The organism is Stenotrophomonas sp. RG-453 (genome assembly GCF_033843685.1).
Classification (GTDB): domain Bacteria; phylum Pseudomonadota; class Gammaproteobacteria; order Xanthomonadales; family Xanthomonadaceae; genus Stenotrophomonas; species Stenotrophomonas bentonitica_A.
The window spans coordinates 242495-268446 of sequence record NZ_JAMYED010000004.1 but is presented as its reverse complement, the minus strand read 5'-3'; the positions used below and the strand labels follow the sequence as shown (position 1 = coordinate 268446).

The following is a 25952-nucleotide window of genomic DNA, read 5'->3' as shown; positions in this document are numbered from 1 at the left end:
AATCTTGGTCCTTTCGTGTTCGCAGGACAGCCCCACAGGATGAGCAATATCGCAGCCGCCAGCGCCGGCAAAGGAAAGATGCCGCGCCAGATTCCCTACATCATCGGCAATGAGGCCTGCGAACGCTTCAGCTTCTATGGGATGCGCAACATCCTGGTGCAGTTCCTGATCACCTCGCTGCTGTTGCAGGAGATCACCGCCGATGGCCGGGCCGGCGAGGCCAAGGACATCATGCACAGCTTCATGATCGGCGTGTATTTCTTCCCGCTGCTCGGTGGCTGGCTGGCCGACAAATTCTTCGGCAAGTACCACACCATCCTGTGGTTCAGCCTGATCTACTGCGCCGGCCACGCCTGCCTGGCCATCTTCGAGGACAGCCGCCAGGGCTTCTTCGTCGGCCTGGGCCTGATCGCGCTGGGTGCCGGCGGCATCAAGCCGCTGGTGGCCTCGTTCATGGGCGACCAGTTCGACCAGAGCAACAAACATCTGGCCAAGGTCGTGTTCGACGCCTTCTACTGGATCATCAACTTCGGCTCGCTGTTCGCCTCGCTGCTGATTCCGCTGGCGCTGAAGAACCTGGGTCCGTCGTGGGCCTTCGGCATCCCGGGCATCCTGATGTTCGTGGCCACCTTCGTGTTCTGGATGGGCCGCAAGCGCTACGTGCTGGTCCCGCTGCCGCCCAAGGACCCGCATTCGTTCGGCAACGTGGTGCGTACCGCGCTGTCGGCGCAGGTGCCGGGCAAGGGCCGTCCGGGTCGTACCCTGGCCATCCTCGGTGCGGTGCTGGCGGTGGCCTCGATGGGGCTGGTCGGCAGCCTGGGCATCGTGATCTGCCTGTGCATCGCGCTGGTCCTGCTGTTGGCCGGCATCGGTGGCGGCACCTGGATCCAGCTGGACCGCGCCCGCGCCGTGCACCCGGCCGAGGCGGTGGAGGGCGTGCGCTCGGTGCTGCGCGTGCTGGTGATCTTCGCCCTGACCACGCCGTTCTTCTCGCTGTTCGACCAGAAGGCCTCGACCTGGGTCCTGCAGGGCCAGCAGATGGCGATGCCAAGCTGGTTCACCGCCTCGCAGATGCAGGCGCTGAACCCGCTGCTTGTGATGATCCTGATCCCGTTCAACAACCTGGTGCTGTACCCGATGCTGCGCCGTTTCGGCTTTGAGCCGACCGCGCTGCGCCGGATGACCGCCGGCATCGCCTTCAGCGGCCTGGCCTGGATCGTGGTCGGCGGTATCCAGGTGATGATGGATGGCGGCAACGTCATGTCCATCTTCTGGCAGATGCTGCCCTACGCGCTGCTGACCTTCGGTGAAGTGCTGGTCTCGGCCACCGGCCTGGAGTTCGCCTACAGCCAGGCGCCGCAGGCCATGAAGGGCGTGGTGATGAGCTTCTGGAACCTGACCACCACCATCGGCAACCTGTGGGTGCTGCTGTCCAACGCGGCGGTGCGCAACGACACGGTGACCCACCAGATCGCCAGTACCGGCTTGAGCGAGGCGGCGTTCCTGATGTTCTTCTTCGCCGGCTTTGCGTTCCTGGCGGCGTTGGCCTTCGGTTGGTATGCCAAGCGCTATCGTATGGTCGACAACTACCGCACCGCCTGAGCCTGACATGACCCCAGTCAACCTGCTGCTGATCGCCATCACCGTCATCGTGTCGTGGATGGCATTCAAGAACCGTGCGCTCGCCGACCGCCTGATCCTGTGGCCGCCGGCAGTGGACCGCAACCGTCAGTACGATCGCCTGATCACCTACGGGTTCATCCACGCCGATCTGTCCCACCTGGCGTTCAACATGATCACGCTGTTCTTCTTCGGCGGCTTCATCGAACAGGTGATGCTGCAGTTGAGCGGCAGCTACCTGACCTATCCGGCGTTCTACCTGGGCGCGTTGCTGGTCTCGATCCTGCCCAGCTACCTGAAGAACCAGAAGAATCCGAACTACCTCAGCCTGGGGGCATCGGGCGCGGTTTCGGCAGTGCTGTTCGCCTTCATCCTGATCAAGCCGTGGTCGATCATCCTGGTGCTGTTCATTCCGGCCCCGGCGATCATCTATGCGGTGTTCTACGTGGGCTACAGCATCTGGATGGACCGCCGTGGCGGCGACCGCATCAACCACAGCGCGCACCTGGCCGGTGCGGCCTTCGGCGTGCTGTTCATGCTGGCCATGCAGCCGAGCATCTTCAGCCACTTCCTGCGTGAGCTGAGCAACCCGACCTTCCGCCTCGGCGGTTGATTCGGCGCGTACCGACCAACGGTCTCGGTACCTGGCGACGGTGGGTCGATGCATCGTCGCGCCGGGGGGAGCTCACGACCGTTGGTCGTGAGCCCGGCACCCGTCAGGCGGCCTTCTTGCCGTCCACGCCATAGGTGCTGAGCAGCCGGGCGTAGACCTCATGGTTGATCTGGTCGAATTCCCAGCCCTGGGTCTGGCCGTTCACGGCCAGCTGGAACAGGCCCTCGAGCAGGGAGCTGTCGGCATCGCCGTGGGCGGCGGGGGCAGGTGCGGTGTTGTCCATGCGGACCTCCGGAAGAGCGGGTGCGTGCAGGCAGGTCTTCGCAAAAGCCATGCCAGCTCTTACGCCCTGTCCGGATCCGATATCGGCGTGGCGGCTCCAGCCTTTAGGGCCGGATGTGACGCGCCACGTCGCTGCTTGCCCCTGTTCAGGCTTCACGCGATCATGGCGGCCGGCTGCGCACTATCGCTGCAGTCGCCGCAGGAGACACCGCTCATGGCTTCGGTCACGCCGCCCGGACTGGCTTACGAGGTGGAGCACGATCTGGCCCATCACCGGTTCCAGGCCCGGGTCAAAGGGCATCTGGCGCTGCTGGATTACCAGATCAAGCGCAAGCGGATGATCATCACCCACACCGAGGTGCCCGAGCCGATCGCCGGACGCGGCGTGGCCGGTGAGTTGACCAAGGTGGCGCTGCGCTACGCGCGCGAACACAGATTCAAGGTAGTGCCTGCCTGCGCGTACGCCGAAGCGTTCCTGCAGCGGCACGAGGAGTACGACGACCTGCTGGTCCGATGAGGGCAGCGGGTCATGCTTCAGGGATGGCCGATCATGATGGTGGGTTACAACAAGGGGATTTCAGGATGAACATCGCAGGAAACCGTTGCGCGCTGCGCACCAGCGCGTTGGCCTTTGCTATGGGCTTGGTGGTGGTGGCAGGCTGCAAGCGCGACGGTGACGCACAGGCGCCGGTGGCAGCGGCCGATACCGCCGCCGAACCGGCTGCACCGGCGGCGACGCCGGATGCGCCGGTCGAGCTGCGCGACGTGATCGAGACCTCGCCGCAGGCGGTGGTCGGGATTACCTATCCGCCGGACATCGCGCGGTATCCGGGCCTGGCCAAGACGCTGGGCAGCTATGCCGACAGCGCCCGGGCCGAGCTGCAGCAGGCGCTGGACGGGCTGGGCAACGACAAGCCGACCATGCCCTACGAGCTCTCGCTGACCTTCGAGAAGGTGCTGGAGACGCCGCAGCTGGTGGTGGTGACCGCCGATGGCAGCCGTTACACCGGTGGCGCCCACGGTGAGCCGCTGGTGGCGCGCTTCGTATGGCTGCCGGAGCAGCAGCAGATGCTGACCGCCGACAAGCTGGTGGCCGATGCCAAGGGCTGGAAGGCGATCAGCGACTACGTGGCCGACCAGCTGCGCGAACGCGTGGCCACGCGCCTGAGCGGCGATGAGATGGAGCCGGCGCAGATGCAGGAGTCCCTGCGCAACGCCAGCCGGATGATCGCCGATGGCACCGGGCCCAGCGCGGACAACTTCAGCCAGTTCCAGCCGCTGACCGGTTCCGACGGACGCATCTCTGCGATACGCTTCGTGTTCCCGCCCTACCAGGTAGGGCCGTACTCGGACGGCACGCAGACCGTGGACGTCCCGGCCGCCGTGCTGGTGCCGCACGTGGGTCAGGATGTCGCGGGGTTGTTCGCCCGGGGCTGATCGACGGAGGCGATGTGGACGCTGGGCTGCAACGACGGGTCACGGGGTTGCTGCACGAAGCGGGGGTCACCGTTGGCGGTGACCAGCCGCAGGACATCACGGTGCACGACCCGCGCTTCTATGCACGGGTCATGGCCCAGGGCTCGCTGGGCCTGGGCGAGAGTTACATGGACGGGCAGTGGGATGCCCGCGCGCTGGACGACTTCCTCTTTCATCTGATGCAGGCGCATCTGGACGAACGCGTGCACGGCTGGCGCGATCTGGCCGATGCGATCAAGGCGCGGGTGTTCAATCTGCAGGCCGGCGCCGGCAGTTTCGAGGTCGGCCGTCGCCATTACGACCTGGGCAATGATCTGTACGAGGCGATGCTCGGCCAGCGGCTGGTCTACAGCTGCGGTTACTGGCGCGAAGCTGCGGACCTGGACACGGCGCAGGAGGCCAAGCTCGATCTGATCTGCCGCAAGCTGGGCCTGCGCCCCGGCCAGCGCATTCTGGATATCGGCTGCGGGTGGGGCGAGGCGCTGAAGTTCGCGGCCGAGCGCTATGGCGTCTCCGGCGTCGGCGTGACGATCTCGCAGGAGCAGGCGGACTATGCGCGGCAGTTGTGCGCGGGGTTGCCGGTCGAGATACGGTTGCAGGACTACCACGACGTGGAGGAGTCCTTCGACGCGATCCTGTCGGTGGGGATGTTCGAGCACGTGGGCGACAAGAACTATCGCGGGTACTTCGAGATGGCGCGGCGCTGCCTGCGGCCGGAAGGATTGTTCCTGCTGCATTCGATCGGCAGCAATCTGTCGCGGCATCGCACCGATCCGTGGATCGCAAAGTACATCTTCCCGAACTCGATGCTGCCCTCGGCGGCGCAGGTGACCGACGCGTTCGAAGGGGTGTTCGTGCTGGAGGACTGGCACAACTTCGGCACCGATTACGACCGGACCCTGCAGGCGTGGCGGGCCAACATCGAGGCGGCGTGGCCGCGCCTGGATGCGCAGTGGTATGACGAACGGTTCCGCCGGATGTGGCGGTTCTATCTGGCCGGTTCGATGGCGAGTTTCCGCTGCCGGCACGCACAGTTGTGGCAGCTGGTGTTGTCGCCCAATGGCGTGCCTGGAGGCTACGTAGCGCCACGGTGAGATGAGCTGGCGGCACGAAAAAAACGCCCGGCGGTGCCGGGCGTTTTTCGTTGCGCACGTCGTTGAGGCGGACGCTTACTTCTTGCCGTCACCCGAGGTCAGGCCGCGCTTTTCGAGCAGCGGCTCGATCTGCGGGGCATGGCCGGCGAAGTTCTGGAACAGTTCCATTGCATCCACGCTGCCGCCCTTAGAAAGCAGGGTCTGGCGGAAGTGATCGCCGTTCTTGCGGCTCAGGCCGCCGTTTTCGCGGAACCACTTCTGGGTGTTGGCGTCGAGCACTTCAGACCAGATGTAGGCGTAGTAGCCGGCCGAATAGCCGCCCATGATGTGGCTGAAGTACGGGGTCTTGTAGCGCGGCGGGACCGGCGCGTAGAAGATGCCGTCCTTGGCCAGGGCCTCGGCTTCGAACTTCATCACGTCCTTGGCGGCCGGGACCTGGTCCGGACCGATCTGGTGCCAGCGCTGGTCGAGCATGGCCGCACCGAGGTATTCGGTGGTGGCAAAGCCCTGGTTGAACTTGGCGGCGGCGACGACCTTGTCGAGCAGGGCCTGCGGCATGGCCGTGCCGTTCTGGTAGTGCTTGGCGTAGTTCTTCAGGATGACCGGGTCATCGGCCCACATCTCGTTGACCTGCGAGGGGAACTCGACGAAGTCGCGCGGCACCGAGGTGCCCGAGAAGTAGGGGTACTTCACGTTCGAGAACATGCCGTGCAGGGCGTGGCCGAATTCGTGGAAGGTGGTGGTCACTTCATCCCAGGTCAGCAGGGTCGGCTTGCCGGCCGGCGGCTTGGGGATGTTGAGGTGGTTGGCGACCACCGGCTTGAAGCCGGTCAGCTCGGACTGCGAGACGTACGAGTTCATCCACGCACCGCCGCGCTTGGAGGCGCGTGCGTACGGGTCGAAGATGAAGATCGCCAGCTGGCTGCCGTCGGCATCGAACACGTCATAGACGGTGACGTCGTCGTGGTAGACCGGCAGGTCGGTGCGCTGCTTGAAGGTCAGGCCGAATTCCAGCTGGGCGGCGTGGAAGACGCCGTTTTCGAGCACGTTCTTCATTTCGAAGTACGGCTTGAGCTGGGATTCGTCGAAGTTGTACTTGGCCTGGCGGACCTTCTCGCTGTAGAACGCCCAGTCCCATGCTTCCAGCTTGAAGGTGGGCTTGCCGGCGGCCTTCTGTTCCTTGTCGATCATCGCCTGCAGGTCGGCGGCTTCACGCTTGGCGTTGGCGACGGCGGCCGGGGCGAGCTGGCCGAGCATGGCGTTGACCGCTTCGGGGGTCTTGGCGGTCTGGTTGGTCAGGTTGTAGGCGGCGAAGTTCGCAAAGCCCATCAGCTTGGCCTTGTCGGCACGCAGCTGCATGATGCGCGAGACCAGGGCGGTGTTGTCGTACTCACCGCCGCGGCTGCCGCGGGTGATGGAGGCTTCGTAGATCTTCTGGCGCAGGGCGCGGTTGGCCAGGTTGGTCAGCGGCGGCTGGCCGGTGGTGTTGAGCAGGGTGATGACGTACTTGCCGTCCTGGCCACGGGCCTTGGCGGCTTCGGCAGCGGCGGAGATCTGCTCCTGCGAGAGCCCGTCCAGGTCCTTGACGTCATCGACGGTGATCGCCGAGGCATTCACTTCGGCCAGCACGTTCTGGCTGAACTTGGTGCCCAGGTTGGCCAGCTCGGCGTTCATTTCCTTGAGCTTGGTCTTGTCCGCTTCGGACAGCTTGGCGCCGGCGCGGACGTAGCTCTCGTAGTACTTCTCGACCAGGCGCACGCCTTCGGCGTCGAGGCCGAGCTGGGTGCGGGTGTCATACAGGCTCTGGATGCGGGCAAACAGCTTGCCGTTCAGCGCGATGGCGTCGCTGTGCGCGGCGAAGCGGGCGGAGTAGTCGGCCTGCAGCTTCTTGCGTGCGTCGTTGGTGTCGGCACCGACCAGGCTGAAGAAGACGGTGGTGGCGCGGTCCAGGGTCTCACCGCTCTTCTCCAGGGCGATGAGGGTGTTGTCGAAGGTCGGCTTGGCCTTGTTGTTGGCGATCGCCTCGACTTCCTTCAGCTGCTGGGCCATGCCGGCGTCGAAGGCGGGCGCGAAGTCGCTGTCCTTGATCTTGTCGAACTGCGGGAAGTGCAGCGGCAGCGGGCTGTCGGCGAAGAACGGGTTGGCCTGCTGGGCGGTGGTCGCGGCCGGGGTGGCGGCGGTGGCGGAATAGGCGGGCAGGGCCAGGCCGAGGGTCACGGCGACGGCGAGGGCAAGACGGGTGGTCAAGGGGAATTCTCCGGTCAGGCAAGTCTTTGAGGGTAACCCGGGCCGTTGGGGAGCGGCTTGTGTCGAAAGGCATGTTTTGGCCAGGCCAGGGCATTGCGAAGGGTGCGGCCACTGCAAGAGCCAGCCCGGTCGTTGCCGTCCCGAGGCGTAGTGCCGGCCGCTGGCCGGCTCCTCGGGCCACCGGCCGGCTCCTCAGCCCACCAGGCCGAATACGCTGGGCGAGCTAAGATGAGAGGCCTTTCCACCGGAGCCTCTGCCATGACCACTGCCTTCGATTTCCCGTTCGTGGATCTGTCGGGCCAGCCACAGGCGTTGGCGCAGTATCGGGGCAAGGTGTTGCTGCTGGTCAATGTGGCCAGCAAGTGTGGCTTCACGCCGCAGTACGAGGGGCTGGAGGCGTTGTGGCGGGAATTCGGGCCGCGCGGGCTGGTGGTGATCGGGTTTCCCTGCGATCAGTTCGGGCACCAGGAGCCGGGTGATGCGGCGCAGATCGGGGAGTTCTGTTCGCTGACCTATGGGGTCAGTTTCCCGATGTCGGACAAGGTGGAGGTCAACGGCGACGGCGCTGATCCGCTGTGGCAGTGGCTCAAGGCCGAGAAGGCCGGGGTGCTGGGCACGCGGGGGATCAAGTGGAACTTCAGCAAGTTCCTCGTCGGTCGCGACGGGCGGGTGTTGCAGCGCTATGCACCGACCGACAAGCCCGAGTCGCTGCGCGGCGACATTGAGGCGGCGCTGGCGTAGCGCCGGGCTCTGCCCGGCTCCGTGATCCCGGTAGTGCCGGCTGCTGGCCGGCTCCTCGCATCACCGGTTCGCCCAACGTTCCAGCCACGCATGGCGTGGCTCTACACCGCAGCGGTGGAATCAGCCGCCTGCTTTCCGGTTGCGCACGTCTTCGGGCAGGAGGGAGAGAATGTCGTCGACGATTTTCGGCAGACTCTGCTCGGAGTAGCCGCGATGCACGCCGGCGATGCTGCCGTCGTGGCCGATGATGAACATGTGCGGGATGGTCTGGATGCCGTACTGGTCGCTGACCTCGCCCTTGGCGTCGTGGATGTAGTCCAGTGGCGGGGCTTTGCGGCTGCGGGCGATGGCGGCGAAATCGGCGCGCGGTTCCTTCAGGTTCACCGCGTAGACCTGCAGCGCGTCATGCCCGATGACCTTCTGCAGCTGGCCCAGGATCGGCAGTTCCTTGCGGCACGGTCCGCACCACGAGGCCCAGAACGTGACGATGACGACCTTGCCGCGCTGGCTGGCCAGGTCCACCACATTGCCCTGGCGGTCCTTGCCCAGGATCTGCGGCGGGATATCGCCGGCTTTCGGTGAGGGCGTTGCGGGCGCGGCGGCGCTGGCAGCCAGGCTCATGGCGAGCAGCAGGCAGGCGAGGGCGGGGCGGATCTTCCTGATCATCGGTACGGCTCCAGGTCAGGCCCGGCCGTTGCCGGGCTGACGCGGAATATAGCCCAACGTGAATGCGATCGTTGCCGCGAGAGCCGACCAAGGGTCGGCTCTACGCGGCAGGGCCGCGGTCGGCGAATCAGCCCCGTAGAGCCGGGCTCTGTCCGGCTGGCGCGCAGGTTGGTCGATCAGCCGGGCGGAGCCGAGCGCCGCGATTACTTTTCGACGAAGGCGCGTTCGAAGACGTAGTGGCCCGGGGTGCCGATGCGCGGCGAGGTCTGGAAGCCGCGGCTGTCCAGCACGGTGCGCAGGTCGGCCAGCATCTGCGGGCTGCCGCAGATCATGGCGCGGTCGTTTTCCGGATCCAGCGGCGGCAGGCCGAGGGTCTTCTGCATCTCGCCGCTTTCCATCAGCGAGGTCAGGCGGCCCTGGTTGGGGAAGGCTTCGCGCGTGACGGCCGGATAGTAGAGCAGCTTGTCGCCGATCATCTCGCCCAGGAATTCGTGCTCGCGCAGTTCCTTCTCGAACAGCTCGCGGTAGGCCAGGTCCTTTTCGTAACGCACGCCGTGGGTGAGGATCACCTTGTCGAAGCGCTCGTAGGTTTCCGGGTCCTTGATCACCGACAGCCACGGCGCCAGGCCGGTGCCGGTGCCGAGCAGGTACAGGTGCTTGCCCGGGTGCAGGTCGCTGATCAGCAGGGTGCCGGTAGGCTTCTTGCCGACCAGCACCTTGTCGCCCGGCTTGATGTGCTGCAGGCGCGAGGTCAGCGGGCCGTCCTGCACCTTGATGCTGAAGAACTCCAGGTTTTCTTCCCAGTTGGCACTGGCGATGGAGTACGCGCGCAGCAATGGGCGCGCTTCGGTTTCCAGGCCGATCATCACGAACTGGCCGTTCTCGAAGCGGAAGCCGCTGTCGCGGGTCGTGGTGAAGCTGAAGTAGGCGTCGGTCCAGTGACGGACCTCAAGCACCGTTTCGGCGCCAAAAGCGGAAGACATGGGGGTGGGGTTCTGGTCGGTTTCGTCGGGTCTAGTTTATCTCAAATGAGATAAATTCTCATTGACTGGCCGGACAGGCCTGTCGTGCCTGGGTTTCAGCGGTAACCGGCCGCCTGCAGTTCGAACAGTTCGGCATACCGGCCGCCCTGGGTCATCAGCTCGGCATGGGTGCCGCTGGCCTCGATCCGGCCGCCGGCCAGCACCAGGATACGGTCGGCCATGCGCACCGAGGAAAAGCGGTGCGAGATCAGCACCGCAGTGCGGTTGTCGGACAGTTCCTTGAAGCGCTGGAACACCTCGAACTCGCTGCGCGCATCCAGCGCCGCGGTCGGTTCATCCAGGATCATGACCTGCGCATCGCGCATGTAGGCCCGCGCGATCGCAATCTTCTGCCACTGGCCACCGGACAGGTCCACGCCCATCTTGAAACGGCGGCCGATCAGCTGGTCGTAGCCACCGGGGAGGCCGGCGATCACCTCATCGGCCATGCCGCGCCGGGCGGCATCGCGGATGCGGGCGTCGTCGCCCATCGCCTCGACCAGGCCGACGCCGATGTTCTCGCCGGCGCTGAGGTTGTAGCGCACGAAGTCCTGGAAGATCACGCCCATGTTGGCGCGCAGGTCATCCAGGTCGTAATCGCGCAGGTCGCGGCCATCGAGCAGGATGCGGCCTTCGTCGGGGTCGTACAGGCGGGCCAGCAGCTTGACCAGGGTGGTTTTGCCGGCACCGTTCTCACCCACCAGCGCCAGTACTTCACCGGCACGCAGGTCGAAATCCAGATGCCGCACCGCCCAGCTTTCGGCGTCGGGATAGCGGAAACCGACGTTCTCGAACACGAAGCCCTGGGTGATCGGCTGCGGGATGGCGATGGCATCCGGGCGCGAGTGGATTTCCGGTTCGATCTGGAAGAACGAGAACAGATCGTCCAGGTACAGCGCCTGGCCGGCAACCTGTGAAAAGCCGATCAGCAGGCCTTCCAGCAGCTGGCGCAGGCGCAGGAAGCTGCCGGCCAGGAAGGTGAGGTCGCCGATCGAGAAATCGCCGCGCACGGTGCGCCAGGCGATGTAGGCGTAGGCGGCGTAATAGCCCAGCGTACCGAGTGCTGCCAGCAGCGTGCCCCAGATCGCACGCTTGCGGGCCAGCGCACGGTTGGCGAGATAGAACTTCTCGGCGAGTAGTTTGTAGCGATCGATCAGGAAGCGATGGAGGTTGAAGATCTTCACCTCCTTGGCGGTCTCCACGCTGGCCCCGATCTGGCGCAGATACTCCAGCTGGCGGCGCTCGGGCGTCCACTGGAAGTTGAGGCTGTAACCGGCTGCGTTGAAGTGCGATTCGCCGATGAAGGCCGGGATCAGTGCCACCGCCAGCAGCAGGATCAACCACGGCGCGTACACGATCAGGCCGACCGCGAGGCTGGCCACCGTGATGCTGTCCTGCACCTGGCCGAACAGCTGGCTCATCAGGTTCATCCGGCCCATGGTCTGGCGCCGTGCCCGGTCCAGTTTGTCCTGCAGGTCGGGGTCTTCGAAATCCTCCAGGTCCAACTCGGCGGCGTGTTCCATCAAGCGCACGCTGGTGACGTTGGTGAACAGCTCCGACAGCAGGGTATCGGCGTAGCTGACCATGCGGCCAAGCAGGTCCGAGGCCATCGCCAGGCCGAACTCGAGCGCGAGCAGGCCCAGCAGGGGATTGAGCAGGCCAGTGGACAGCGCCTCGCCGAACGGCGGGAAGCCGGCATCATGCTGGCTGAGCTGCACGGCGGCATCGATGATCAACTTGCCGACGTACAGCATCGCCACCGGCAGCAACGCGCGGATCACGCGCAGGCCGAGGCTGGCCAGGGTCAGCCCAGGGCTCGTCTGCCAGACCTGGCGCAGGAACGGGGGCAGGTTGCGCATCGCATTGACGCGCTCACGCAGGCTGGGATTCTTCTGGCCGGGTGCACCGGCAGCGGGGGAGGCGGGCATGGGCGACATTGTGCGCGCCGTGACCGTGGTTGATGCATGAAGTCAGTGCCTGCGCAGATTGCAGACGCGTACGCCCCGCAGAACGGTGGAGCCGGTACACCGCTACCCGGTAGTGCCGGCCGCTGGCCGGCTCCAGGAGGCATCCAGCATCGTGCGGAGCCGGCCAGCGGCCGGCACTACCCGTGCAGCATGACGATCATGCGGAGCCGGCCAGCGGCCGGCATTACCCGTTCCTTATGGCAGCGGCGGCAGCAGGCCGGCGCCGAGGCGGTTCCAGGCGTTGATCACCGCGATGCCCATGCTCAGGTCGCTGATGCCCTTCTCATCGAAATGCGGTGCCAGGGCGTCGTAGGCGGCATCGGACGGGGCGGCGCTGCTCAAGCGGGTCAGCGCCTCGGCCCAGCCCAGCGCGGCGCGCTCGCGCGCATCGAAGAAGCAGCTCTCGTGCCAGGCTGGCAGCGTATCGAGCTTGCGCGGTTCGATGCCGCCCTTGCGCAGGGTGGTGGCATGCATGTCCATGCAGTAGCCGCAGCCATTGATCTGCGAGACACGCAGGAACACCAGTTCCATCAATACGGGGTCGATCGAACTGTCGTGCACGGCCTTGCTGGTGGTGAGCAGGCCCTTGAAGGCCTCGGCGGCGAGGCGGGTGTATGGAACGCGCGGTGAGGTGGACATCGGGGACTCCATGACGGCCGCAATGGCCGTCTTCATCAGAAGGACGCGCCAGCATCGCGCGCTGTGACAAGGCCGGTGAGTTTTTCCGGATTGAGCACGCTGAGCACGCGCACGATCCGTCCGGCATCGACCGTGATCATCGTCACCGAGTGCAGCTGGTCGCCCGCGAAACGCAGGATCGCCGGCTCGCCATTGACCTGGCCGAGCTGCGCCGGATGCTGGCCGTTGCGGCGCGCGATCGCCCAGTACAGCTGCGCGATGCGCTCGGCGCCGAGCAGGGCGCGGATCGCTTCCAGATCACCCTGCTGCGAGGCGGCCATGAAGCGCGCCAGCAGGTCGCGGTGCTGGGCGGGCGAGACCGTGAAGCGTGGGGCGCCGGTCTGTAGTCGCTGCCGCGCCCGGTGCACCAGTTGCCGGCAGTTGGCGGGGGAGTGCTCCAGCAGGGGCGCGATGTCCGGGTAGTCGTAGTCGAACACATCCTTGAGCAGGAAGGCGGCGCGCTCATCCGGCTTGAGCTGCTCCAGCAGTGCCAGGAAAGCCACCGAGACCTCGTCGGCGAGGGCATGGCGCTGGGCCGGGTCCTGCAGCGGGTCCGGGTCCAGGGCGATCTCCAGCGGCTCGGGCAGCCACGGCCCGACGTACTCCACGCGCGCGCTGCGCAGGGCGCGCAGCCGGTCCAGGCCGAGCCGGGTGGTGGCCGTGACCAGCCAGCCCTCCGGGTCGCGGATCACGCCGGTGTCGGCGCCCTGCCAGCGCAGCCAGGCGTCCTGGACGATGTCCTCGGCGTCGCTGCGGCTGCCCAGCAGGCGGTAGGCCAGGGCGAACAGGCGGGGGCGGTGGGTCTGGAAGGTATCGGTCGGGGTCATGCCAGGAGGACGCGGCCGGGCAGGCCGCTGTGACAAGGCGGGGCGCCCACTTTGCACCAAACCCCGCCACCGCGAGCGATTCTCAACGCCGCCGGGCGGTAGTTGTTAAAATCGGCGGTTCAACCCCCGCCAGCCTCCAGCAAGCGAGCAAGTCGTGACATCGATCAAGCAGGAAGACCTCATCCAGTCCATCGCCGACGCGCTGCAGTACATCTCGTACTACCACCCGGTCGATTACATCAAGAGCCTCAACGCTGCCTATGAGCGCGAAGAGTCGCCGGCCGCGAAGGAGGCGATGGCCCAGATCCTGATCAATTCGCGCATGTGCGCCGAAGGCCACCGGCCGATCTGCCAGGACACCGGCATCGTCACCGTGTTCCTGGAAATCGGCATGAACGTGCGCTGGGACGACGCCACCATGGGCGTGGAGGACATGGCCAACGAAGGCGTGCGCCGCGCCTACGACTACCCGGACAACAAGCTGCGCGCCTCGGTGCTGGCCGATCCGGCCGGCAAGCGCATCAACACCAAGGACAACACCCCCGGCGTGGTCAACGTCAAGGTCGTCCCGGGTGACACCGTGGAGGTGATCGTCGCGGCCAAGGGCGGCGGTTCGGAAGCCAAGAGCAAGTTCGCCATGCTCAACCCGTCCGACTCGATCGTGGACTGGGTACTCAAGACCGTGCCGACCATGGGCGCCGGCTGGTGCCCGCCGGGCATGCTCGGGATCGGCATCGGCGGCACCGCCGAGAAGGCGATGCTGCTGGCCAAGGAATCGCTGATGGAGCCGATCGACATCAACGAGCTCAAGGCCCGTGGCGCCTCCAACCGCGCCGAAGAGCTGCGCCTGGAGCTGTTCGACAAGGTCAACGCGCTGGGCATCGGCGCGCAGGGCCTGGGCGGCCTGACCACCGTGCTGGACATCAAGGTCAAGGACTTCCCGACCCACGCCGCCAATCTGCCGGTGGCGATGATCCCGAACTGCGCGGCCACCCGCCATGCGCACTTCACCCTGGATGGCAGTGGCCCGGTGATGCTCGACCCGCCCTCGCTGGAAGACTGGCCGCAGATCACCTACGACGCCTCCAAGGGCACCCGTGTCGATCTGGACACGATCACTCCGGAAGACGTCGCCAGCTGGAAGCCGGGCCAGACCCTGCTGCTCAACGGCAAGCTGCTGACCGGCCGCGACGCCGCGCACAAGCGCATGGTGGAAATGCTGGACAAGGGCGAGCCGCTGCCGGTCGACCTCAAGGGCCGCTTCATCTACTACGTCGGCCCGGTCGATCCGGTGCGCGACGAAGTGGTGGGCCCGGCCGGCCCGACCACGGCGACCCGCATGGACAAGTTCACCCGCCAGGTGCTGGAGCAGACCGGTCTGTTGGGCATGGTCGGCAAGGCCGAGCGCGGCCCGGCGGCGATCGAGGCGATCCGTGACAACAAGTCGGCCTACCTGATGGCGGTTGGCGGCTCGGCCTACCTGGTCTCCAAGGCGATCAAGGCGGCCAAGGTGGTCGGCTTTGCGGATCTGGGCATGGAAGCAATCTACGAGTTCACCGTGCAGGACATGCCGGTGACCGTGGCGGTGGATTCCACCGGCGAGTCCGTGCACCAGACCGGCCCGCGCGAGTGGCAGGCCCGCATCGGCAAGATTCCGGTCGTGGTTGCCTGAGGCTTCCGGTCGCGGCAATACGGCAGGTATCGGCCACGGGTTGATACGCTGCTGAAACGAAAACGGCGCCCGAGGGCGCCGTTTTTCGTTGTCCACCCCTGCGCGTGGCGCGCGCATAATGCGGGCCTTCCCCTGAGAGGCACCCACGCATGCGCACCACGTTGTATGGATCGCCGAGTACCGCCGCCCTGGTCGTCCATTGGCTGTTGCTGGAACTGCAGATCGAGCACGATCTGGTGCTGTTGGATTTCGACAAGCGCGAGCACAAGGATGCCGCGTATCTCGCGTTGAATCCCGCAGGCCTGGTGCCGACGCTGGTGCTGGACGGGCAGGTATTGACCGAAGCGGCAGCGATCGCGCTGCACCTGGCCGACCGCCATCCGGACGCGGCTCTGCTGCCGGCCCCGGGGACTGCCGATCGCGCCGAGGCCTACCGCTGGATGTTCTGGTGTGCCAACACCGTGCAGCCGGCGTACCGGGCGTGGTTCTACCCGCAGGAAATGGCCGGCCCCGAGCATGTGGAGGCGACCCGCCAGCGGGCGCGCGAGCGGCTGGAAGGCGCGTGGCAGCACCTGGCCGAGCATCTGTCCACGCGCGGGCCGTATGTGCTGGGCGACGCGTTGAGCGTCGTCGATTTCATGCTGGTGATGCTGATGCGCTGGTCGCGCAACATGCCCACGCCGAGTGACACCTGGCCGGCGTTGAAGGCCTACGCCGATCGTCTGAAAGCCCGGCCGGCGTTCGCCGAGGTCTACCGGCGCGAGGGCATCACCGACTGGCGCTGAGGTCGATGGCAGGTCGGAAAGAAGTGCTGCTAAAGTCGGGCGTGTGCCGTTCAAGGATGATCGCGATGGGCGTAAAAGGGAGCGTGCTGTTGCTGTTGCTGTTGCCGTTACTGGTGATGGCGGGGCTGGCCGGGTGCGCGGGCTACGAGATCCAGCCCCCGATCAGCGCTACGGGACAGCAGTGCATGCAGACCTGCGATGCGCGGCGGGATCAGTGCACCTGGCAGGCAGAGGCGGTGGCGCGTTCGGAGGGCGATTCGTGTGCCTTCAGCCAGCAGCGGCTGGCGAGCCGCTGTTCGGCGTATACCAGCGAGAGCGACCGGCACCGCTGCGAAACCGCCAATGGCGGCACGAGCTGCATCACTCCCACGGCCAACACCTCGCCATGCAGGGAGCGCTGGGAGCTCTGTGCACTTGACTGTGGCGGGACGATGGTGGAGCGCTGACCGCCTGTCTGCAAAGCTGGCCGGCAGTGCTGTTACCGCAACCGGCTGCCCGCACTGACCTGCGGCGAGGATAACAACCGCTGTACCAGCCGCTGTGGAGGCAGCTGAGGCGCAGTTTTACGCCGGCAGGATCTCCAGCACCGTCTCCGGTGGCCGGCACAGACGTGCCCCGCGCGGAGTCTCCACGATCGGGCGGTTGATCAGCTCCGGGTGGGCGACCATCGCGTCGATCAGCGCGGCATCGGAAAACGCGGCGTCGTCCAGCCCGAGCGAACCATAGGCCGGCTCCTTGCTGCGCAGCAACGCCCGCGGGGCGATGCCCATGCGCGTGATCAGGGCGGTCAACGTAGTACGGTCCGGCGGTGTCTTCAGGTATTCGATCACCACCGGCTCGATGCCGTGCTCACGCAGCAGTTCCAGCGCCCCGCGTGAATTGCTGCAGCGCGGGTTGTGCCAGATCGTCACCGCCATCAATACCACTCCAGCAGCGACACACCCAGGCCCACATACGTGGCCTTGTGGTTGTAGTCGATCATGCTCTCGCCGTAGCCATCGAAGATCTGCACGTGACCGCGCAGCAGGTTGCTGATCGGGAAGCCGTAATCAAGCTGCAGCGCACCGTGCGAGCGATCACCGCCACGCAGCGAGTGCCGCGCCATCAGAGAGACCTCGTGACCGTTCTTGTTCCAGGTCAGGGTGGCGTCGCCGCGGCCCATGTAATCGGAGATGTCCGGGTTGTTGTCGTCCTTGCGGTCTTCCGGGATGCGATACCACGGGCGCAGGACCAGCGCCCAGTTCTCGCGGTCCAGGCCGACGGTGGCGATCACCCGGTTCCAGCTGCGCGACAGGGGATCGGCGCGGCCGTTGGACATGTGGTTGACACTGATCCCGCTCATGCGCCCGCGCCAGCCGCCGATCGAGTAGCCGTTGCGGAACATCAGCATCACTTCCGGCTCGTAATTGGTCTCACGGAACGGACGCGAGTTGTCGGCGTTGTAGGCCTGCCAGCGCGAGCTCTGCGTGTAGCCGGCCCAGATGTCGCCGTTGTCGCCGAACAGGTTTTCCACGACCTTGGTCTTGAAGCTGAGCTGGAACTTCAGTTCCGCGCTGTCCAGCTGCTGCGAGGTGGTGACCGTATTGACCGGATTGGGCGACTGCGGCATCTGGTTCTTGTCGCTGGTCCAGAAGGCGGGCAGCAGGTAGACCGGCTTGTAGGCGCGCAGCTGGAAGGCGCCCAGCTTGGAGTCCTGGGCCAGTTCCCAGCGGCTGTCCAGCAGCGAGCCCTTGCCAGCGTTGGCCAAGGCGTCCTGATGGCCGTCGTTCTTGAACACCTCGCCAAGACGCTGCTTCACCCGCTGTGCCGCAGGCGCATCGGCATCGGCCCCGCGTGCGGCCTGGCGCTCTTCGCGGCGTTCCTGCTTTGCGGCGGTGGCCGCCGCATCGGCGGCCAGGGTCACGTCCGGCGTACGACCAAACAGCGTGTCGTAGCACGCCAGACGCGCCGCGTCGGTGTCCACCAGTGCGCAGGCCTCCGGTGACGCCGGCTTCGGTGCCGCCTCCTGTGCTGCAGCGGGCAGGGCGGTGCCGGCCAGGGCCAGGGCAGTGAACAGGGCGGAGCGGGAATAGGGCAGGGTCATGGGAGCAGGGCCGCGTGACAAAAATGAATGGGTCTGATCGCACAGTGTCGCCGCTGCCCGGCATTCCTGCCAGCACGCGATGCCATCGATCTGACCGGGTTTATGCCGGTCAGTGGTGTGCTCGGGGTGTGAACGTCCGCGTGTCGTGGGGAGTCAGAAGATCCAGGCAAAGGCGAACAGGCCCAGCATCGCGATCACCAGCGCCAGCTTCAGGGCGAATCCGAGCAGGATGCCCAGCCACGTCGCCAGGCCCACCTTCGTGGACCGCCCGAGCTCGCGTGTGTGCCAGTACTCGCCCAGAAGGGCGCCGGCCAACGGCCCGACGAACAGACCGATCGGCATGAAGAACACGCCGGCGATGCTGCCCAGGAACGTACCCCACAGGGCCTTGCGGCTGGCACCTACGCGTTGCGCGCCGACCACGGTGGCCAGGATGTCCACGGCGAAGGAAACCAGCGTCAACAGGCCGAGCAGCGTCAGCGGCAGCCAGCCCACATGCACGAAGCCATCTGCCCATGCGGCCAGCAGCAGGCCGGCGAACACCAGGGGAATGCCAGGCAGGGCAGGGAGGATGATGCCGGCGATGCCGACCAGCACCAGCAGGACGGCTAGCAGATACAAGATGAATGAAGGGTCCATGCTGTCCAGTATGGTTCCTGAAATGGGGTTGACATCGCAAGCTTTTGGCTAGTTGCTTTTTCGTTTTGCTCGGGTTAAGTTGCAGGCGCTGAGCTTGGCAAGGTCACCGTGGATCGTGGCCTGATGATGGTAGATCTTCCGGATCCGCTGCATCGTTGCACCTCGCTTCCCCCTTGCTGTCAGCCGCCTGTACGGGTGTATCCAACAACAAGACAGTTAGGGAGTAGCTGAGATGGCTGAGAAGGGCACCGTCAAGTGGTTCAACGACGCGAAGGGTTTCGGGTTCATCAGCCGTGAGAGCGGCGAAGATGTATTCGTGCACTTCCGCGCGATCGAATCCCAGGGCTTCAAGAGCCTGAAGGAAGGTCAAGCGGTCGAGTTCGAAGTGGTGACTGGCCAGAAGGGCCTGCAGGCCGACAAGGTCAAGCCGCTCTGAGCGCACGCCGGGTCCTGCCTGGTTGAGACATGAAAAGGGCCCGCGCAAGCGGGCCCTTTTCATTGCACGCCGTGTGCGGGGCAGATCAGCGCAGGATCACCTTGCCGTTGACCACGCGGACATAGGTGTTCTCGCGGATCCCGCCCAGATCGCGCTGGTTGACCACGACCGTGCGACCGTCATCCATGCGTACCGTGATGTCGAAGGTATCGCTGGTCACGTTCTTCTGGATCTGGTTGCCGGCCAGTGCACCACCCACCGCGCCTGCGGCGGCGGCGATGTTCTTGTTGCCTCGGCTGCCGCCGGTGTGGTCGGAGATTTCATGGCCGGCGACCGCGCCGACGATGCCACCCAGGACCGCGCCGGTCGCGCTCGGCGCGCTGCGGCCCGAAGCGACCTGGTTGATGCGGGTCACGATGCCGCAGTCAGCGCAGCGATTGGTGTTGTAGTTGCCGCCGGAATTGCCGTAACCGTTGTTGTAGCCACTGCTGCCGTAGCCCGGCGAGGTGGTGGCACAGCCAGCCAGGGCGACGGTGGCAACAGCAGCGGCGGCGATCAGTTGAATCTTCATGGTGTATCTCCTGGCCAGAGGGGTGGTCGAATGCGTCTGGTGCGCATGGGGCAGATCGTGTCCTGTGCTGCGTGAACAGCGTGCCAACCCCGGGCTGCCAGCGTGGCTGGAAGATGAATCAGCGGAAATCCTGGTGGCAGGCCTTGCAGTCGGTCTGGATCTTTTCCACCAGCGTGGCCATGCCCGGGCAGTCGGTCGGCGGCGCGGCCAATGCCTCGTTGAGCGTGGCGCGCAGGGCGCTGGCGTGCTGCTGGAAGCCCTGGCTGTCCTTCAGGCCGGGAAAGGCCAGGTCCAGATCATTGGACAGCGAGCGCAGGGTCTGCAGCCGCGGCACGGTATCGGCCAGGCTGCAGCGGTTCTGCGCCTGCGCCGCCTGCAGCAGCTCCACCTGGCGGTTCATCACGTGCATCAGCGCATCCGGGAAGGGATCCTGGCGGGCCTGGATGGCGCGCGAGATCATCACCGTGGCGATCAGGCCGATCACCAGCCCGAGCAGGCCGACGAACAGGTAGCGATAGGCGGCGGAGGGGCGGCGGGACGGCGTCACGGGGTCGTTCATGGTGAAGGCTTCCTTGAGAGGTGGCTGCGGCGATGGTACGACGCGTCCTGTCCACGGCGCGTACCGGCGCTGGCCTGCGCGCATTAAAATGTCCGCATGAACGACGTACTGCGCGAACGATTTGCCGGCATCGACCGGTTGTATGGGGTAGGCACCGTGGATCTGCTCGCCACCCGCCGGGTGGCGGTGGTGGGCATGGGCGGGGTTGGCTCGTGGGTGGTGGAAGCGCTGGCGCGCACGGCGGTCGGGCATCTGACCCTGATCGATGCCGACGACATCTGTGTCTCCAACACCAACCGCCAGCTGCCCGCGCTGGCCGGCCAGTACGGCCGCAACAAGGCCGAGGCGATGGCCGAGCGCTGTCGCGCGATCAACCCGGACATCAGCGTCGATGCGATCGCCTCGTTCCTGACCGTGTCCAACATGGTTGAGCTGCTGGACCGCGATTTCGATCTGGTGATCGATGCGTGCGACAGCTTCCGGGTCAAGGTCGAGACCATTGCCTGGTGCCGCCGCCGCAAGCTGCCGATCCTGACCGTGGGCGCTGCCGGCGGCCGTACCGATCCCACCCTGGTGCGGATCCGGGACGTGTCGCGCACCGAGCACGACGCGATGATGGCGCTGATCCGCAAGAAACTGCGCAGCGACTTCAACTTCCCCAAGAACGCCTCGCGCTACTTCGGCGTGCCGGCGGTGTACTCGCTGGAAAACGTGAAGTATCCGCAGGCCGATGGCAGTGTCTGCGGCATCCGCCCGCACCTCGGCGCGGACGCGGCGCTGAAGCTGGACTGCGGCGCGGGCCTGGGCGCGGCCACCCACATCACCGGTGCGTTCGCGTTTGCGGCGGTGGGCAAGGCGCTGGAGATGTTGATGAAGCCGAAGAAGGGTGCAGCGGCCGCCGAGGCTTGATCCGGGCGGACCGGTCCACTCACAGGCCGAACAATGCCTCGGCATTGGCCGTGGTCTGCGCGGCAATCACCGCGGCCGGCTCCCCGCGCAGCCGCGCCACCGCCTCCAGGATCACCGGCAACCGCGCCGGCTCATTGCGCTCGCCGCGGATGCCTGCATCCGGCTGGTCCGGTGCGTCGGTCTCCAACAGCAGCTGCTCCAGGGGCATGTTGGCCACCAGGCGGTGCAGGCGCTGGGCGCGGTCATAGGTCAGCGGGCCGCCCAGCCCGATCAGGAAGCCGAGCTGGTGCAGTTGCCGCGCCTGCTCGGGGCTGCCGGAGAAACTGTGGACCACGCCGCGCAGCCCGCCGATCTGCTTGATCGCCGCGATCACCGCATCCACCGCGCGGCGCGCATGCACGATCACCGGCAGGTCGAATTCGCGCGCCAGCCTCAATTGGCCGAGGAAGTAATGCTGCTGGGTGTCCGGGTCCAGCCCTTCGACGAAGAAATCCAGCCCGCACTCGCCAACCGCGCAGGGGCGCTCGCGCTCGAGCCACGCGCGTAGTTCGTCCAGGTGCTCGGGGCGGTGCTGATCCAGGAACATCGGGTGCAGTCCGTATGCCGGGTGCAATCCGTCGGCCAGCCTGCAGGCCTCCCGCAGCCCGGGCCAGCTGGCGGCGGTGACGGCCGGCACCACTTGCGCGAAAACACCCGCCGTGCGGGCGCGTGCGATCACCTCGGCGCGATCGGCATCGAACTCCCCCGCATCCAGGTGGCAATGACTGTCGATCAACCTCACGCGCGGCGCTTGCTCGGCAATGGCGGTGGCGTCGGGTCGCCGCGTCGTTTCCAGTTGGCCAGCAGCAGCGTGCCCAGGCCGAACAGGATTTCATCCACGAACGGCAGCGGGTCGGGGATCACCAGGGTCACCGCGAACAGCGCGGCCGTGATCTTGAACAGGGTGGGGTAGCGCAGCCGACGCGCCCATTCCAGCACCGGCAACAGTATGGGATTGGACATGGGGCACTCCTGGGCAGATGCTGTAAACGCTATCACGAGCCTGGGGCTCACCGAACCTGAATGGGCGGGAGGATGTTCACGATCCGTCGAGATTCCGTTCAGGCTGGCCGTGCTGGAATTCACTCAAGAACGTTGCGGATCGTCCGCAAGGAGCCGGTTATGAAAAGTACAACTACTACTGCTTTGGTCGCTGCAGGTGCGCTGCTGGTCGGCGGGATCGCCACTGCTGCCTTCATGAAGGGCGGCAGTGCCTCGCCCGACGCGGTGACCGCTGCTCAGACCCGGCCCACCCTGGACACCACGCCGCTGGCCGATGACGGCGCGCGCACCGACCAACTGGCCATCGAAGACAAGGCCGGCAAGCTCGAGTACGCCGACATCGTCAAGGTCGATCCGCTGACCAGGAAGGAAAAGGCCTACGCCACCGTGATCGGCACCGAGCCGGTGCGCGAGACGTCCAGCACGCAGACGCCGCATGAAGTCTGCCAGGACGTGGTGGTCCAGGAACGCCTGCCCGAACGCGACGGCAATGTTGGCGGTACCGTCGCCGGTGCCGTGATCGGCGGCCTGCTGGGCAACCAGGTCGGCGGTGGCAATGGCCGCAAGGCAGCCACGGCCGCCGGTGCCGTTGCCGGCGGCATGATCGGCAACCAGGTGGACAAGCGCCATGTGGGTGGCCGCGTGGTCAACCGTACCGAGCGCCAGTGCCACACCGAGACCGCGACCTCCGAGTCGACCCGGGTGACCGGCTACAACGTCACCTACCGCAATGAGGATGGCACCACCGGCACGATGCGCATGGCCAGCAAGCCGGGCAACCGCATCCCGATGGGCACCACCAATGCGGTCACCGGCTACAACGTGACCTACCGTTACGACGGCGCCGAAAAGACCGTGAAGATGGACAACAAGCCGAGCAGCGATCGCCTGCCGGTGATCGACGGTCAGCTGGTCACCCAGACCGCCGCGCTGGGCGCGAACAACCAGTAAAGCGCAGCCGTTCGAACGCACCACCAACACGCCGGCAACTGCCGGCGTGTTGCGTTGTGGGGAACGGTGCACGGCATGCCGGTGGCTGCGTCTGCGATCATGGCGGTACACACGCAACAGACGAGGACGCCATGAGCATTTTCGACCTCCAGCTGGAGACCGAGCGCCTGATCCTGCGCCCGCCACGCGCCGAGGATTTCGATGATTTCCTGCGCTTCTGCTCGGACCCGGAGGTGATGCAGCACCTGGGTGGCGTGCAGGCCCCCTCCCAGGCATGGCGCAGTTTCAGCTGCCTGGTGGGCAGCTGGCACCTGTATGGGTTTTCGATGTTCTCGGTGATCGAAAAAAGCAGCGGTGAGTGGGTTGGCCGCATGGGCCCGTGGCAACCGCTGGACTGGCCGGGCACCGAGGTCGGCTGGAGCATCCGCCGCGAGAGCTGGGGCAAGGGCTATGCGCCCGAAGCGGCGGTGGCCAGCATGGACTGGGCGTTCGACACGCTCGGCTGGGAAGAGATCATCCACACCATCGATGCGGCCAACGAAAACTCCAAGGTGGTCGCGCGCAAGCTCGGCAGCTCGCTGCTGCGCATGGGCGAGCTGCCGCCGCCGCACGCCGGCAAGCCGATCGAGATCTGGGGCCAGTCACGGCAGCAGTGGCAGCAGCGTCGGGCCACGCAGCGGTGATGCTGCACCCGCGCTTGGCAAATGCGATGGGGTGAGGCCAGACTCGGCATCGTGGGCAGGCCGCCCCATCCGGTTGTCCGCCTACGCAACACGTCACGGAGGCTGATGCATGTTTGCCGTGGTTCCCGATCCGATTCCCGCGCGCATGAAGGGCCTCAACCGGGCCGAAATCTGCGACGCCAACTTCATTGATTTCGTGCAGCAGTGGCGCGGCGATCCCGCGCCGACGCCGGCACCCGACGCGCCGATCCTGCCCGGCAGCACCCTGGATGCGCAGGGCTTTGCCGAACTGTTCGAATCACAGCTGATCAGCCGCCACCTGGACCTCATGGCGCGTGTACTGCGCGTGCAGAACAAGGTCTTCTATACGATCGGTTCGTCCGGCCATGAGGGCAATGCGCTGGTGGCACGGTTGGCGCGGCATACCGATCCGGCGTTCCTGCATTACCGCTCCGGCGGTTTCATGGCCGAGCGCTTCCGCAAGCTGCCGGGCATGGACCTGGTGATGGACGCGGCGCTCTCGTTCGCGGCCAGCCGGGACGACCCGGCCAGCGGTGGGCGCCACAAGGTGTGGGGCAGCAAACCACTGTGGGTGTTGCCGCAGACCTCCACCATCGCCTCGCACCTGCCCAAGGCCCTGGGCACGGCGCTGGCCATCGAAAGCGGGCGACGCATCGGTCACACGCTGCCGATTCCCGGCGACAGCGTGGTGATCTGCTCCTTCGGCGATGCCTCGGCCAACCACGCCACCGCGCAGACCGCGTTCAACACGGCGGCGTGGGCGGCCTACCAGCGGCTGCCAGCGCCGATCCTGTTCGTCTGCGAGGACAACGGCATCGGCATTTCGGTGAAGACCCCGGATGGCTGGATCGCGCAGAGCTTCGCGCACCGCCCGGGCCTGGATTACTTCTTCGCTGACGGTCTGGATCTGGTCGAGGGGCATGCGCAGGTGGAGCGCGCGCTGGCCCATTGCCGGCAGACGCGGCGCCCGACCTTCCTGCACCTGCGCACCACGCGTTTGATGGGCCACGCCGGTACGGATTTCGAAATCGAGTGGCGGCCGTTGCCGGAGCTGTGCGCGGCCGAGGCCAGCGATCCGCTGCTGCGCTCGGCGGCGATCGCGATGGCGTCCGGCTGGATGACGGCCGGGCAGGTGCTCGATCTGTACGAGCGCGTGCGCGTGCGCTGTTTCGCCGCCGCCGCCGAAGCGGATCGACGCCCGAAGTTGTCGGCGCTGGCCGAGGTCATCGCGCCATTGGCGCCGTATTCGCCCGCGGCGGTGCATGCCGAAGCCACGCGAATGGCCGGCCATGAGGCGCGCGTCGCTGCGTTTGGCGGTGCGGCGCAGCTGCCCGAAACACAACCGCCGCGCCACCTGGCGATCCAGATCAACCAGGCCCTGCACGATCTGATGGCCAAGTACCCGGCCACGCTGCTGTTCGGTGAGGACGTCGCGCAGAAGGGCGGGGTGTATACGGTCAGCAAGGGCCTGCTCAAGGCGTTCGGCCCGCGCCGGGTGTTCAACACCCTGCTGGACGAAACCATGATCCTGGGCATGGCGCAGGGCCTGGCCAACCTGGGCATGCTGCCGATTCCCGAGATCCAGTACCTGGCCTATCTCCACAACGCGGCCGACCAACTGCGGGGCGAGGCGTGCTCGCTGCAGTTCTTCTCCAATGACCAGTACCGCAACCCGATGCTGGTGCGGATCGCGGGGCTGGGCTACCAGAAGGGCTTCGGCGGGCATTTCCACAACGACAACTCGATCGCCGCGCTGCGCGACATCCCCGGCCTGGTGGTCGGCTGTCCCTCGCGCGGCGACGATGCGGCGATGATGCTGCGCACCTTGGCCGCGCTGGCGACGGTCGATGGCCGGGTCGCGGTGTTCCTCGAGCCGATCGCGCTGTACATGAGCAAGGACCTGCACGCGCCGGGCGATGGCCAATGGCTGTTCCCGTATCCGGCACCGGACCAGGCACTGGTGCTCGGCGAGGGCCGGGTCTACGCGCCGGAGGCCAGTGACCTGGTCATCTTCACCTATGGCAACGGCGTGCCGATGAGCCTGCGTGCGGCGCGGGCGATCGAGCAGCAGCTGGGCTGGCAGGTGCGGGTGGTCGACCTGCGCTGGCTGGTGCCGCTCAACGCCGGGTTCATCAGCGGCCAGGCCGCCGATGCCCAGCGCGTGCTGGTGGTCGATGAGGGCCGGCACAGCGCCGGGGTGGGGGAGGGCGTGATCACCGCCCTGGTCGAGGCCGGGCTGGGGCACCTGCCGATCCAGCGGGTGTGCGGGGCCGATACCTACACGCCACTGGCGGGGGCAGCATTGTGCGTGCTTCCAAGCGACAATGCGGTATTGAACGCCGCCCTCGCGCTGGCGCAGGACCATTGAT

General features: G+C 66.3%; 28 protein-coding genes. 14 read left to right on the top strand and 14 right to left on the bottom strand.

Annotation, left to right across the window (positions count from 1 at the left end; all coding sequences use genetic code 11):
• Nucleotides 1-39 precede the first annotated feature (39 nt).
• Together NJD74_RS09520 and NJD74_RS09515 are read left to right on the top strand one after the other, a co-directional pair.
• Nucleotides 40-1602, top strand: a complete 1563-nt coding sequence (locus NJD74_RS09520; protein ID WP_070470348.1) for an oligopeptide:H+ symporter — start codon at nt 40-42, stop codon at nt 1600-1602.
• 7 nt (nt 1603-1609) lie between these two features.
• Nucleotides 1610-2233: a rhomboid family intramembrane serine protease gene (locus tag NJD74_RS09515; protein ID WP_019182898.1), complete on the top strand. Its 624-nt coding sequence runs from the start codon at nt 1610-1612 to the stop codon at nt 2231-2233.
• Between the two features lie 103 nt (nt 2234-2336).
• Here NJD74_RS09515 and NJD74_RS09510 read toward each other — a convergent pair whose 3' ends face one another.
• Nucleotides 2337-2516 (bottom strand): hypothetical protein, encoded by a 180-nt coding sequence (locus NJD74_RS09510; RefSeq protein WP_019182899.1) that lies wholly within the window; start codon nt 2514-2516, stop codon nt 2337-2339.
• Nucleotides 2517-2729: 213 nt separating this feature from the next.
• Between NJD74_RS09510 and NJD74_RS09505 the strand changes: the two genes are divergently transcribed.
• The 3 genes from NJD74_RS09505 to cfa all read left to right on the top strand — a co-directional run bounded on the left by NJD74_RS09505 (nt 2730) and on the right by cfa (nt 5085).
• Nucleotides 2730-3032 (top strand): GNAT family N-acetyltransferase, encoded by a 303-nt coding sequence (locus tag NJD74_RS09505; protein ID WP_019182900.1) that lies wholly within the window; start codon nt 2730-2732, stop codon nt 3030-3032.
• 65 nt (nt 3033-3097) lie between these two features.
• Nucleotides 3098-3952, top strand: a complete 855-nt coding sequence (locus NJD74_RS09500) for a DUF3298 domain-containing protein (protein WP_319624054.1) — start codon at nt 3098-3100, stop codon at nt 3950-3952.
• A gap of 14 nt (nt 3953-3966) precedes the next feature.
• Nucleotides 3967-5085, top strand: coding sequence for a cyclopropane fatty acyl phospholipid synthase (gene cfa / locus NJD74_RS09495; RefSeq protein ID WP_102788011.1), 1119 nt, complete (start codon nt 3967-3969; stop codon nt 5083-5085).
• A gap of 75 nt (nt 5086-5160) precedes the next feature.
• Here cfa and NJD74_RS09490 read toward each other — a convergent pair whose 3' ends face one another.
• On the bottom strand, nt 5161-7332 hold the full coding sequence (locus NJD74_RS09490) for a M3 family metallopeptidase (protein WP_102788010.1): 2172 nt from the start codon (nt 7330-7332) through the stop codon (nt 5161-5163).
• Between the two features lie 258 nt (nt 7333-7590).
• Between NJD74_RS09490 and NJD74_RS09485 the strand changes: the two genes are divergently transcribed.
• Nucleotides 7591-8073, top strand: a complete 483-nt coding sequence (locus tag NJD74_RS09485) for a glutathione peroxidase (protein WP_070470340.1) — start codon at nt 7591-7593, stop codon at nt 8071-8073.
• Nucleotides 8074-8193: 120 nt separating this feature from the next.
• Here NJD74_RS09485 and NJD74_RS09480 read toward each other — a convergent pair whose 3' ends face one another.
• The 5 genes from NJD74_RS09480 to NJD74_RS09460 form a co-directional block, all read right to left on the bottom strand.
• Nucleotides 8194-8739: a TlpA disulfide reductase family protein gene (locus NJD74_RS09480; RefSeq protein ID WP_319624053.1), complete on the bottom strand. Its 546-nt coding sequence runs from the start codon at nt 8737-8739 to the stop codon at nt 8194-8196.
• A 203-nt stretch (nt 8740-8942) separates the two neighbouring features.
• Nucleotides 8943-9722: a ferredoxin--NADP reductase gene (locus tag NJD74_RS09475; RefSeq protein WP_046274192.1), complete on the bottom strand. Its 780-nt coding sequence runs from the start codon at nt 9720-9722 to the stop codon at nt 8943-8945.
• 95 nt (nt 9723-9817) lie between these two features.
• Nucleotides 9818-11689 (bottom strand): ABC transporter ATP-binding protein, encoded by a 1872-nt coding sequence (locus tag NJD74_RS09470; protein WP_070425501.1) that lies wholly within the window; start codon nt 11687-11689, stop codon nt 9818-9820.
• Between the two features lie 234 nt (nt 11690-11923).
• Nucleotides 11924-12367 (bottom strand): carboxymuconolactone decarboxylase family protein, encoded by a 444-nt coding sequence (locus tag NJD74_RS09465; protein WP_319624052.1) that lies wholly within the window; start codon nt 12365-12367, stop codon nt 11924-11926.
• 35 nt (nt 12368-12402) lie between these two features.
• Entirely contained in the window at nt 12403-13233 is an 831-nt protein-coding gene (locus tag NJD74_RS09460; protein WP_319624051.1) for a sigma-70 family RNA polymerase sigma factor, read from the bottom strand.
• Nucleotides 13234-13387: 154 nt separating this feature from the next.
• On the opposite strand from NJD74_RS09460, the gene NJD74_RS09455 reads away from it, so the two are divergent.
• From NJD74_RS09455 to NJD74_RS09445, 3 genes are all read left to right on the top strand, one after another.
• Entirely contained in the window at nt 13388-14905 is a 1518-nt protein-coding gene (locus tag NJD74_RS09455; RefSeq protein WP_319624050.1) for a fumarate hydratase, read from the top strand.
• Between the two features lie 149 nt (nt 14906-15054).
• Nucleotides 15055-15690 (top strand): glutathione S-transferase family protein, encoded by a 636-nt coding sequence (locus NJD74_RS09450; RefSeq protein WP_070470331.1) that lies wholly within the window; start codon nt 15055-15057, stop codon nt 15688-15690.
• A gap of 56 nt (nt 15691-15746) precedes the next feature.
• On the top strand, nt 15747-16136 hold the full coding sequence (locus NJD74_RS09445; RefSeq protein ID WP_146027574.1) for a hypothetical protein: 390 nt from the start codon (nt 15747-15749) through the stop codon (nt 16134-16136).
• A gap of 117 nt (nt 16137-16253) precedes the next feature.
• Here NJD74_RS09445 and arsC read toward each other — a convergent pair whose 3' ends face one another.
• The 3 genes from arsC to NJD74_RS09430 all read right to left on the bottom strand — a co-directional run bounded on the left by arsC (nt 16254) and on the right by NJD74_RS09430 (nt 18412).
• Entirely contained in the window at nt 16254-16607 is a 354-nt protein-coding gene (gene arsC, locus NJD74_RS09440) for an arsenate reductase (glutaredoxin) (RefSeq protein WP_070470325.1), read from the bottom strand.
• Nucleotides 16607-17773 carry a phospholipase A gene (locus NJD74_RS09435; RefSeq protein ID WP_070470322.1) on the bottom strand — a complete coding sequence of 389 codons (1167 nt, stop codon included), beginning with the start codon at nt 17771-17773 and terminating at the stop codon, nt 16607-16609. The genes arsC and NJD74_RS09435 overlap by 1 nt, the downstream gene beginning before the upstream one ends.
• 153 nt (nt 17774-17926) lie before the next feature.
• The gene (locus NJD74_RS09430) at nt 17927-18412 is read right to left on the bottom strand and encodes a DUF456 domain-containing protein (RefSeq protein ID WP_102788002.1); all 486 of its coding nucleotides are present in this window, start codon (nt 18410-18412) and stop codon (nt 17927-17929) included.
• A gap of 232 nt (nt 18413-18644) precedes the next feature.
• Here NJD74_RS09430 and NJD74_RS09425 point away from each other — a divergent pair, with 232 nt between their 5' ends.
• Entirely contained in the window at nt 18645-18848 is a 204-nt protein-coding gene (locus NJD74_RS09425; RefSeq protein ID WP_019185917.1) for a cold-shock protein, read from the top strand.
• Between the two features lie 85 nt (nt 18849-18933).
• On the opposite strand, the gene NJD74_RS09420 is transcribed toward NJD74_RS09425, so the two are convergent.
• Nucleotides 18934-19419 (bottom strand): glycine zipper 2TM domain-containing protein, encoded by a 486-nt coding sequence (locus tag NJD74_RS09420; RefSeq protein WP_019185918.1) that lies wholly within the window; start codon nt 19417-19419, stop codon nt 18934-18936.
• A 118-nt stretch (nt 19420-19537) separates the two neighbouring features.
• Nucleotides 19538-19978 carry a cytochrome c gene (locus NJD74_RS09415; RefSeq protein WP_070470315.1) on the bottom strand — a complete coding sequence of 147 codons (441 nt, stop codon included), beginning with the start codon at nt 19976-19978 and terminating at the stop codon, nt 19538-19540.
• Between the two features lie 96 nt (nt 19979-20074).
• Here NJD74_RS09415 and NJD74_RS09410 point away from each other — a divergent pair, with 96 nt between their 5' ends.
• A complete protein-coding gene (locus tag NJD74_RS09410) occupies nt 20075-20887 on the top strand; it encodes a tRNA threonylcarbamoyladenosine dehydratase (protein WP_319624049.1) in 813 nt (270 codons plus the stop codon).
• Between the two features lie 19 nt (nt 20888-20906).
• Here NJD74_RS09410 and NJD74_RS09405 read toward each other — a convergent pair whose 3' ends face one another.
• Both NJD74_RS09405 and NJD74_RS09400 read right to left on the bottom strand, forming a co-directional pair.
• Complete coding sequence (locus NJD74_RS09405; protein WP_102788001.1) at nt 20907-21668, bottom strand: TatD family hydrolase; 762 nt, start codon at nt 21666-21668, stop codon at nt 20907-20909.
• The gene (locus tag NJD74_RS09400) at nt 21665-21889 is read right to left on the bottom strand and encodes a DUF6116 family protein (protein WP_070470309.1); all 225 of its coding nucleotides are present in this window, start codon (nt 21887-21889) and stop codon (nt 21665-21667) included. Before NJD74_RS09400 ends, NJD74_RS09405 begins: the two co-directional genes overlap by 4 nt.
• Before the next feature lie 159 nt (nt 21890-22048).
• On the opposite strand from NJD74_RS09400, the gene NJD74_RS09395 reads away from it, so the two are divergent.
• The 3 genes from NJD74_RS09395 (at nt 22049) to NJD74_RS09385 (ending at nt 25951) form a co-directional block, all read left to right on the top strand.
• Nucleotides 22049-22879 carry a glycine zipper 2TM domain-containing protein gene (locus NJD74_RS09395; protein WP_019185923.1) on the top strand — a complete coding sequence of 277 codons (831 nt, stop codon included), beginning with the start codon at nt 22049-22051 and terminating at the stop codon, nt 22877-22879.
• A 131-nt stretch (nt 22880-23010) separates the two neighbouring features.
• Nucleotides 23011-23562, top strand: coding sequence for a GNAT family N-acetyltransferase (locus NJD74_RS09390; protein WP_046274182.1), 552 nt, complete (start codon nt 23011-23013; stop codon nt 23560-23562).
• Nucleotides 23563-23671: 109 nt separating this feature from the next.
• A complete protein-coding gene (locus NJD74_RS09385; RefSeq protein WP_319624048.1) occupies nt 23672-25951 on the top strand; it encodes a thiamine pyrophosphate-dependent enzyme in 2280 nt (759 codons plus the stop codon).
• The last annotated feature ends 1 nt before the right edge of the window (nt 25952 follow it).

Excerpts from the sequence above, each read along its gene's own strand:
- NJD74_RS09515 (WP_019182898.1), top strand. The coding sequence starts at position 1,610 with ATGACCCCAGTCAACCTGCTGCTGATCGCCATCACCGTCATCGTGTCG.
- NJD74_RS09400 (WP_070470309.1), bottom strand. The coding sequence starts at position 21,889 with ATGTCCAATCCCATACTGTTGCCGGTGCTGGAATGGGCGCGTCGGCTG.
- NJD74_RS09485 (WP_070470340.1), top strand. The coding sequence starts at position 7,591 with ATGACCACTGCCTTCGATTTCCCGTTCGTGGATCTGTCGGGCCAGCCA.
- NJD74_RS09435 (WP_070470322.1), bottom strand. The coding sequence starts at position 17,773 with ATGACCCTGCCCTATTCCCGCTCCGCCCTGTTCACTGCCCTGGCCCTG.
- NJD74_RS09415 (WP_070470315.1), bottom strand. The coding sequence starts at position 19,978 with ATGAACGACCCCGTGACGCCGTCCCGCCGCCCCTCCGCCGCCTATCGC.
- NJD74_RS09510 (WP_019182899.1), bottom strand. The coding sequence starts at position 2,516 with ATGGACAACACCGCACCTGCCCCCGCCGCCCACGGCGATGCCGACAGC.
- NJD74_RS09520 (WP_070470348.1), top strand. The coding sequence starts at position 40 with ATGAGCAATATCGCAGCCGCCAGCGCCGGCAAAGGAAAGATGCCGCGC.
- NJD74_RS09500 (WP_319624054.1), top strand. The coding sequence starts at position 3,098 with ATGAACATCGCAGGAAACCGTTGCGCGCTGCGCACCAGCGCGTTGGCC.
- NJD74_RS09505 (WP_019182900.1), top strand. The coding sequence starts at position 2,730 with ATGGCTTCGGTCACGCCGCCCGGACTGGCTTACGAGGTGGAGCACGAT.
- NJD74_RS09390 (WP_046274182.1), top strand. The coding sequence starts at position 23,011 with ATGAGCATTTTCGACCTCCAGCTGGAGACCGAGCGCCTGATCCTGCGC.
- NJD74_RS09460 (WP_319624051.1), bottom strand. The coding sequence starts at position 13,233 with ATGACCCCGACCGATACCTTCCAGACCCACCGCCCCCGCCTGTTCGCC.
- NJD74_RS09430 (WP_102788002.1), bottom strand. The coding sequence starts at position 18,412 with ATGGACCCTTCATTCATCTTGTATCTGCTAGCCGTCCTGCTGGTGCTG.
- NJD74_RS09425 (WP_019185917.1), top strand. The coding sequence starts at position 18,645 with ATGGCTGAGAAGGGCACCGTCAAGTGGTTCAACGACGCGAAGGGTTTC.
- NJD74_RS09410 (WP_319624049.1), top strand. The coding sequence starts at position 20,075 with ATGAACGACGTACTGCGCGAACGATTTGCCGGCATCGACCGGTTGTAT.
- arsC (WP_070470325.1), bottom strand. The coding sequence starts at position 16,607 with ATGGCGGTGACGATCTGGCACAACCCGCGCTGCAGCAATTCACGCGGG.
- NJD74_RS09420 (WP_019185918.1), bottom strand. The coding sequence starts at position 19,419 with ATGAAGATTCAACTGATCGCCGCCGCTGCTGTTGCCACCGTCGCCCTG.
- NJD74_RS09450 (WP_070470331.1), top strand. The coding sequence starts at position 15,055 with ATGCGCACCACGTTGTATGGATCGCCGAGTACCGCCGCCCTGGTCGTC.
- NJD74_RS09470 (WP_070425501.1), bottom strand. The coding sequence starts at position 11,689 with ATGCCCGCCTCCCCCGCTGCCGGTGCACCCGGCCAGAAGAATCCCAGC.
- NJD74_RS09465 (WP_319624052.1), bottom strand. The coding sequence starts at position 12,367 with ATGTCCACCTCACCGCGCGTTCCATACACCCGCCTCGCCGCCGAGGCC.
- NJD74_RS09385 (WP_319624048.1), top strand. The coding sequence starts at position 23,672 with ATGTTTGCCGTGGTTCCCGATCCGATTCCCGCGCGCATGAAGGGCCTC.
- NJD74_RS09480 (WP_319624053.1), bottom strand. The coding sequence starts at position 8,739 with ATGATCAGGAAGATCCGCCCCGCCCTCGCCTGCCTGCTGCTCGCCATG.
- NJD74_RS09475 (WP_046274192.1), bottom strand. The coding sequence starts at position 9,722 with ATGTCTTCCGCTTTTGGCGCCGAAACGGTGCTTGAGGTCCGTCACTGG.
- NJD74_RS09445 (WP_146027574.1), top strand. The coding sequence starts at position 15,747 with ATGATCGCGATGGGCGTAAAAGGGAGCGTGCTGTTGCTGTTGCTGTTG.
- NJD74_RS09395 (WP_019185923.1), top strand. The coding sequence starts at position 22,049 with ATGAAAAGTACAACTACTACTGCTTTGGTCGCTGCAGGTGCGCTGCTG.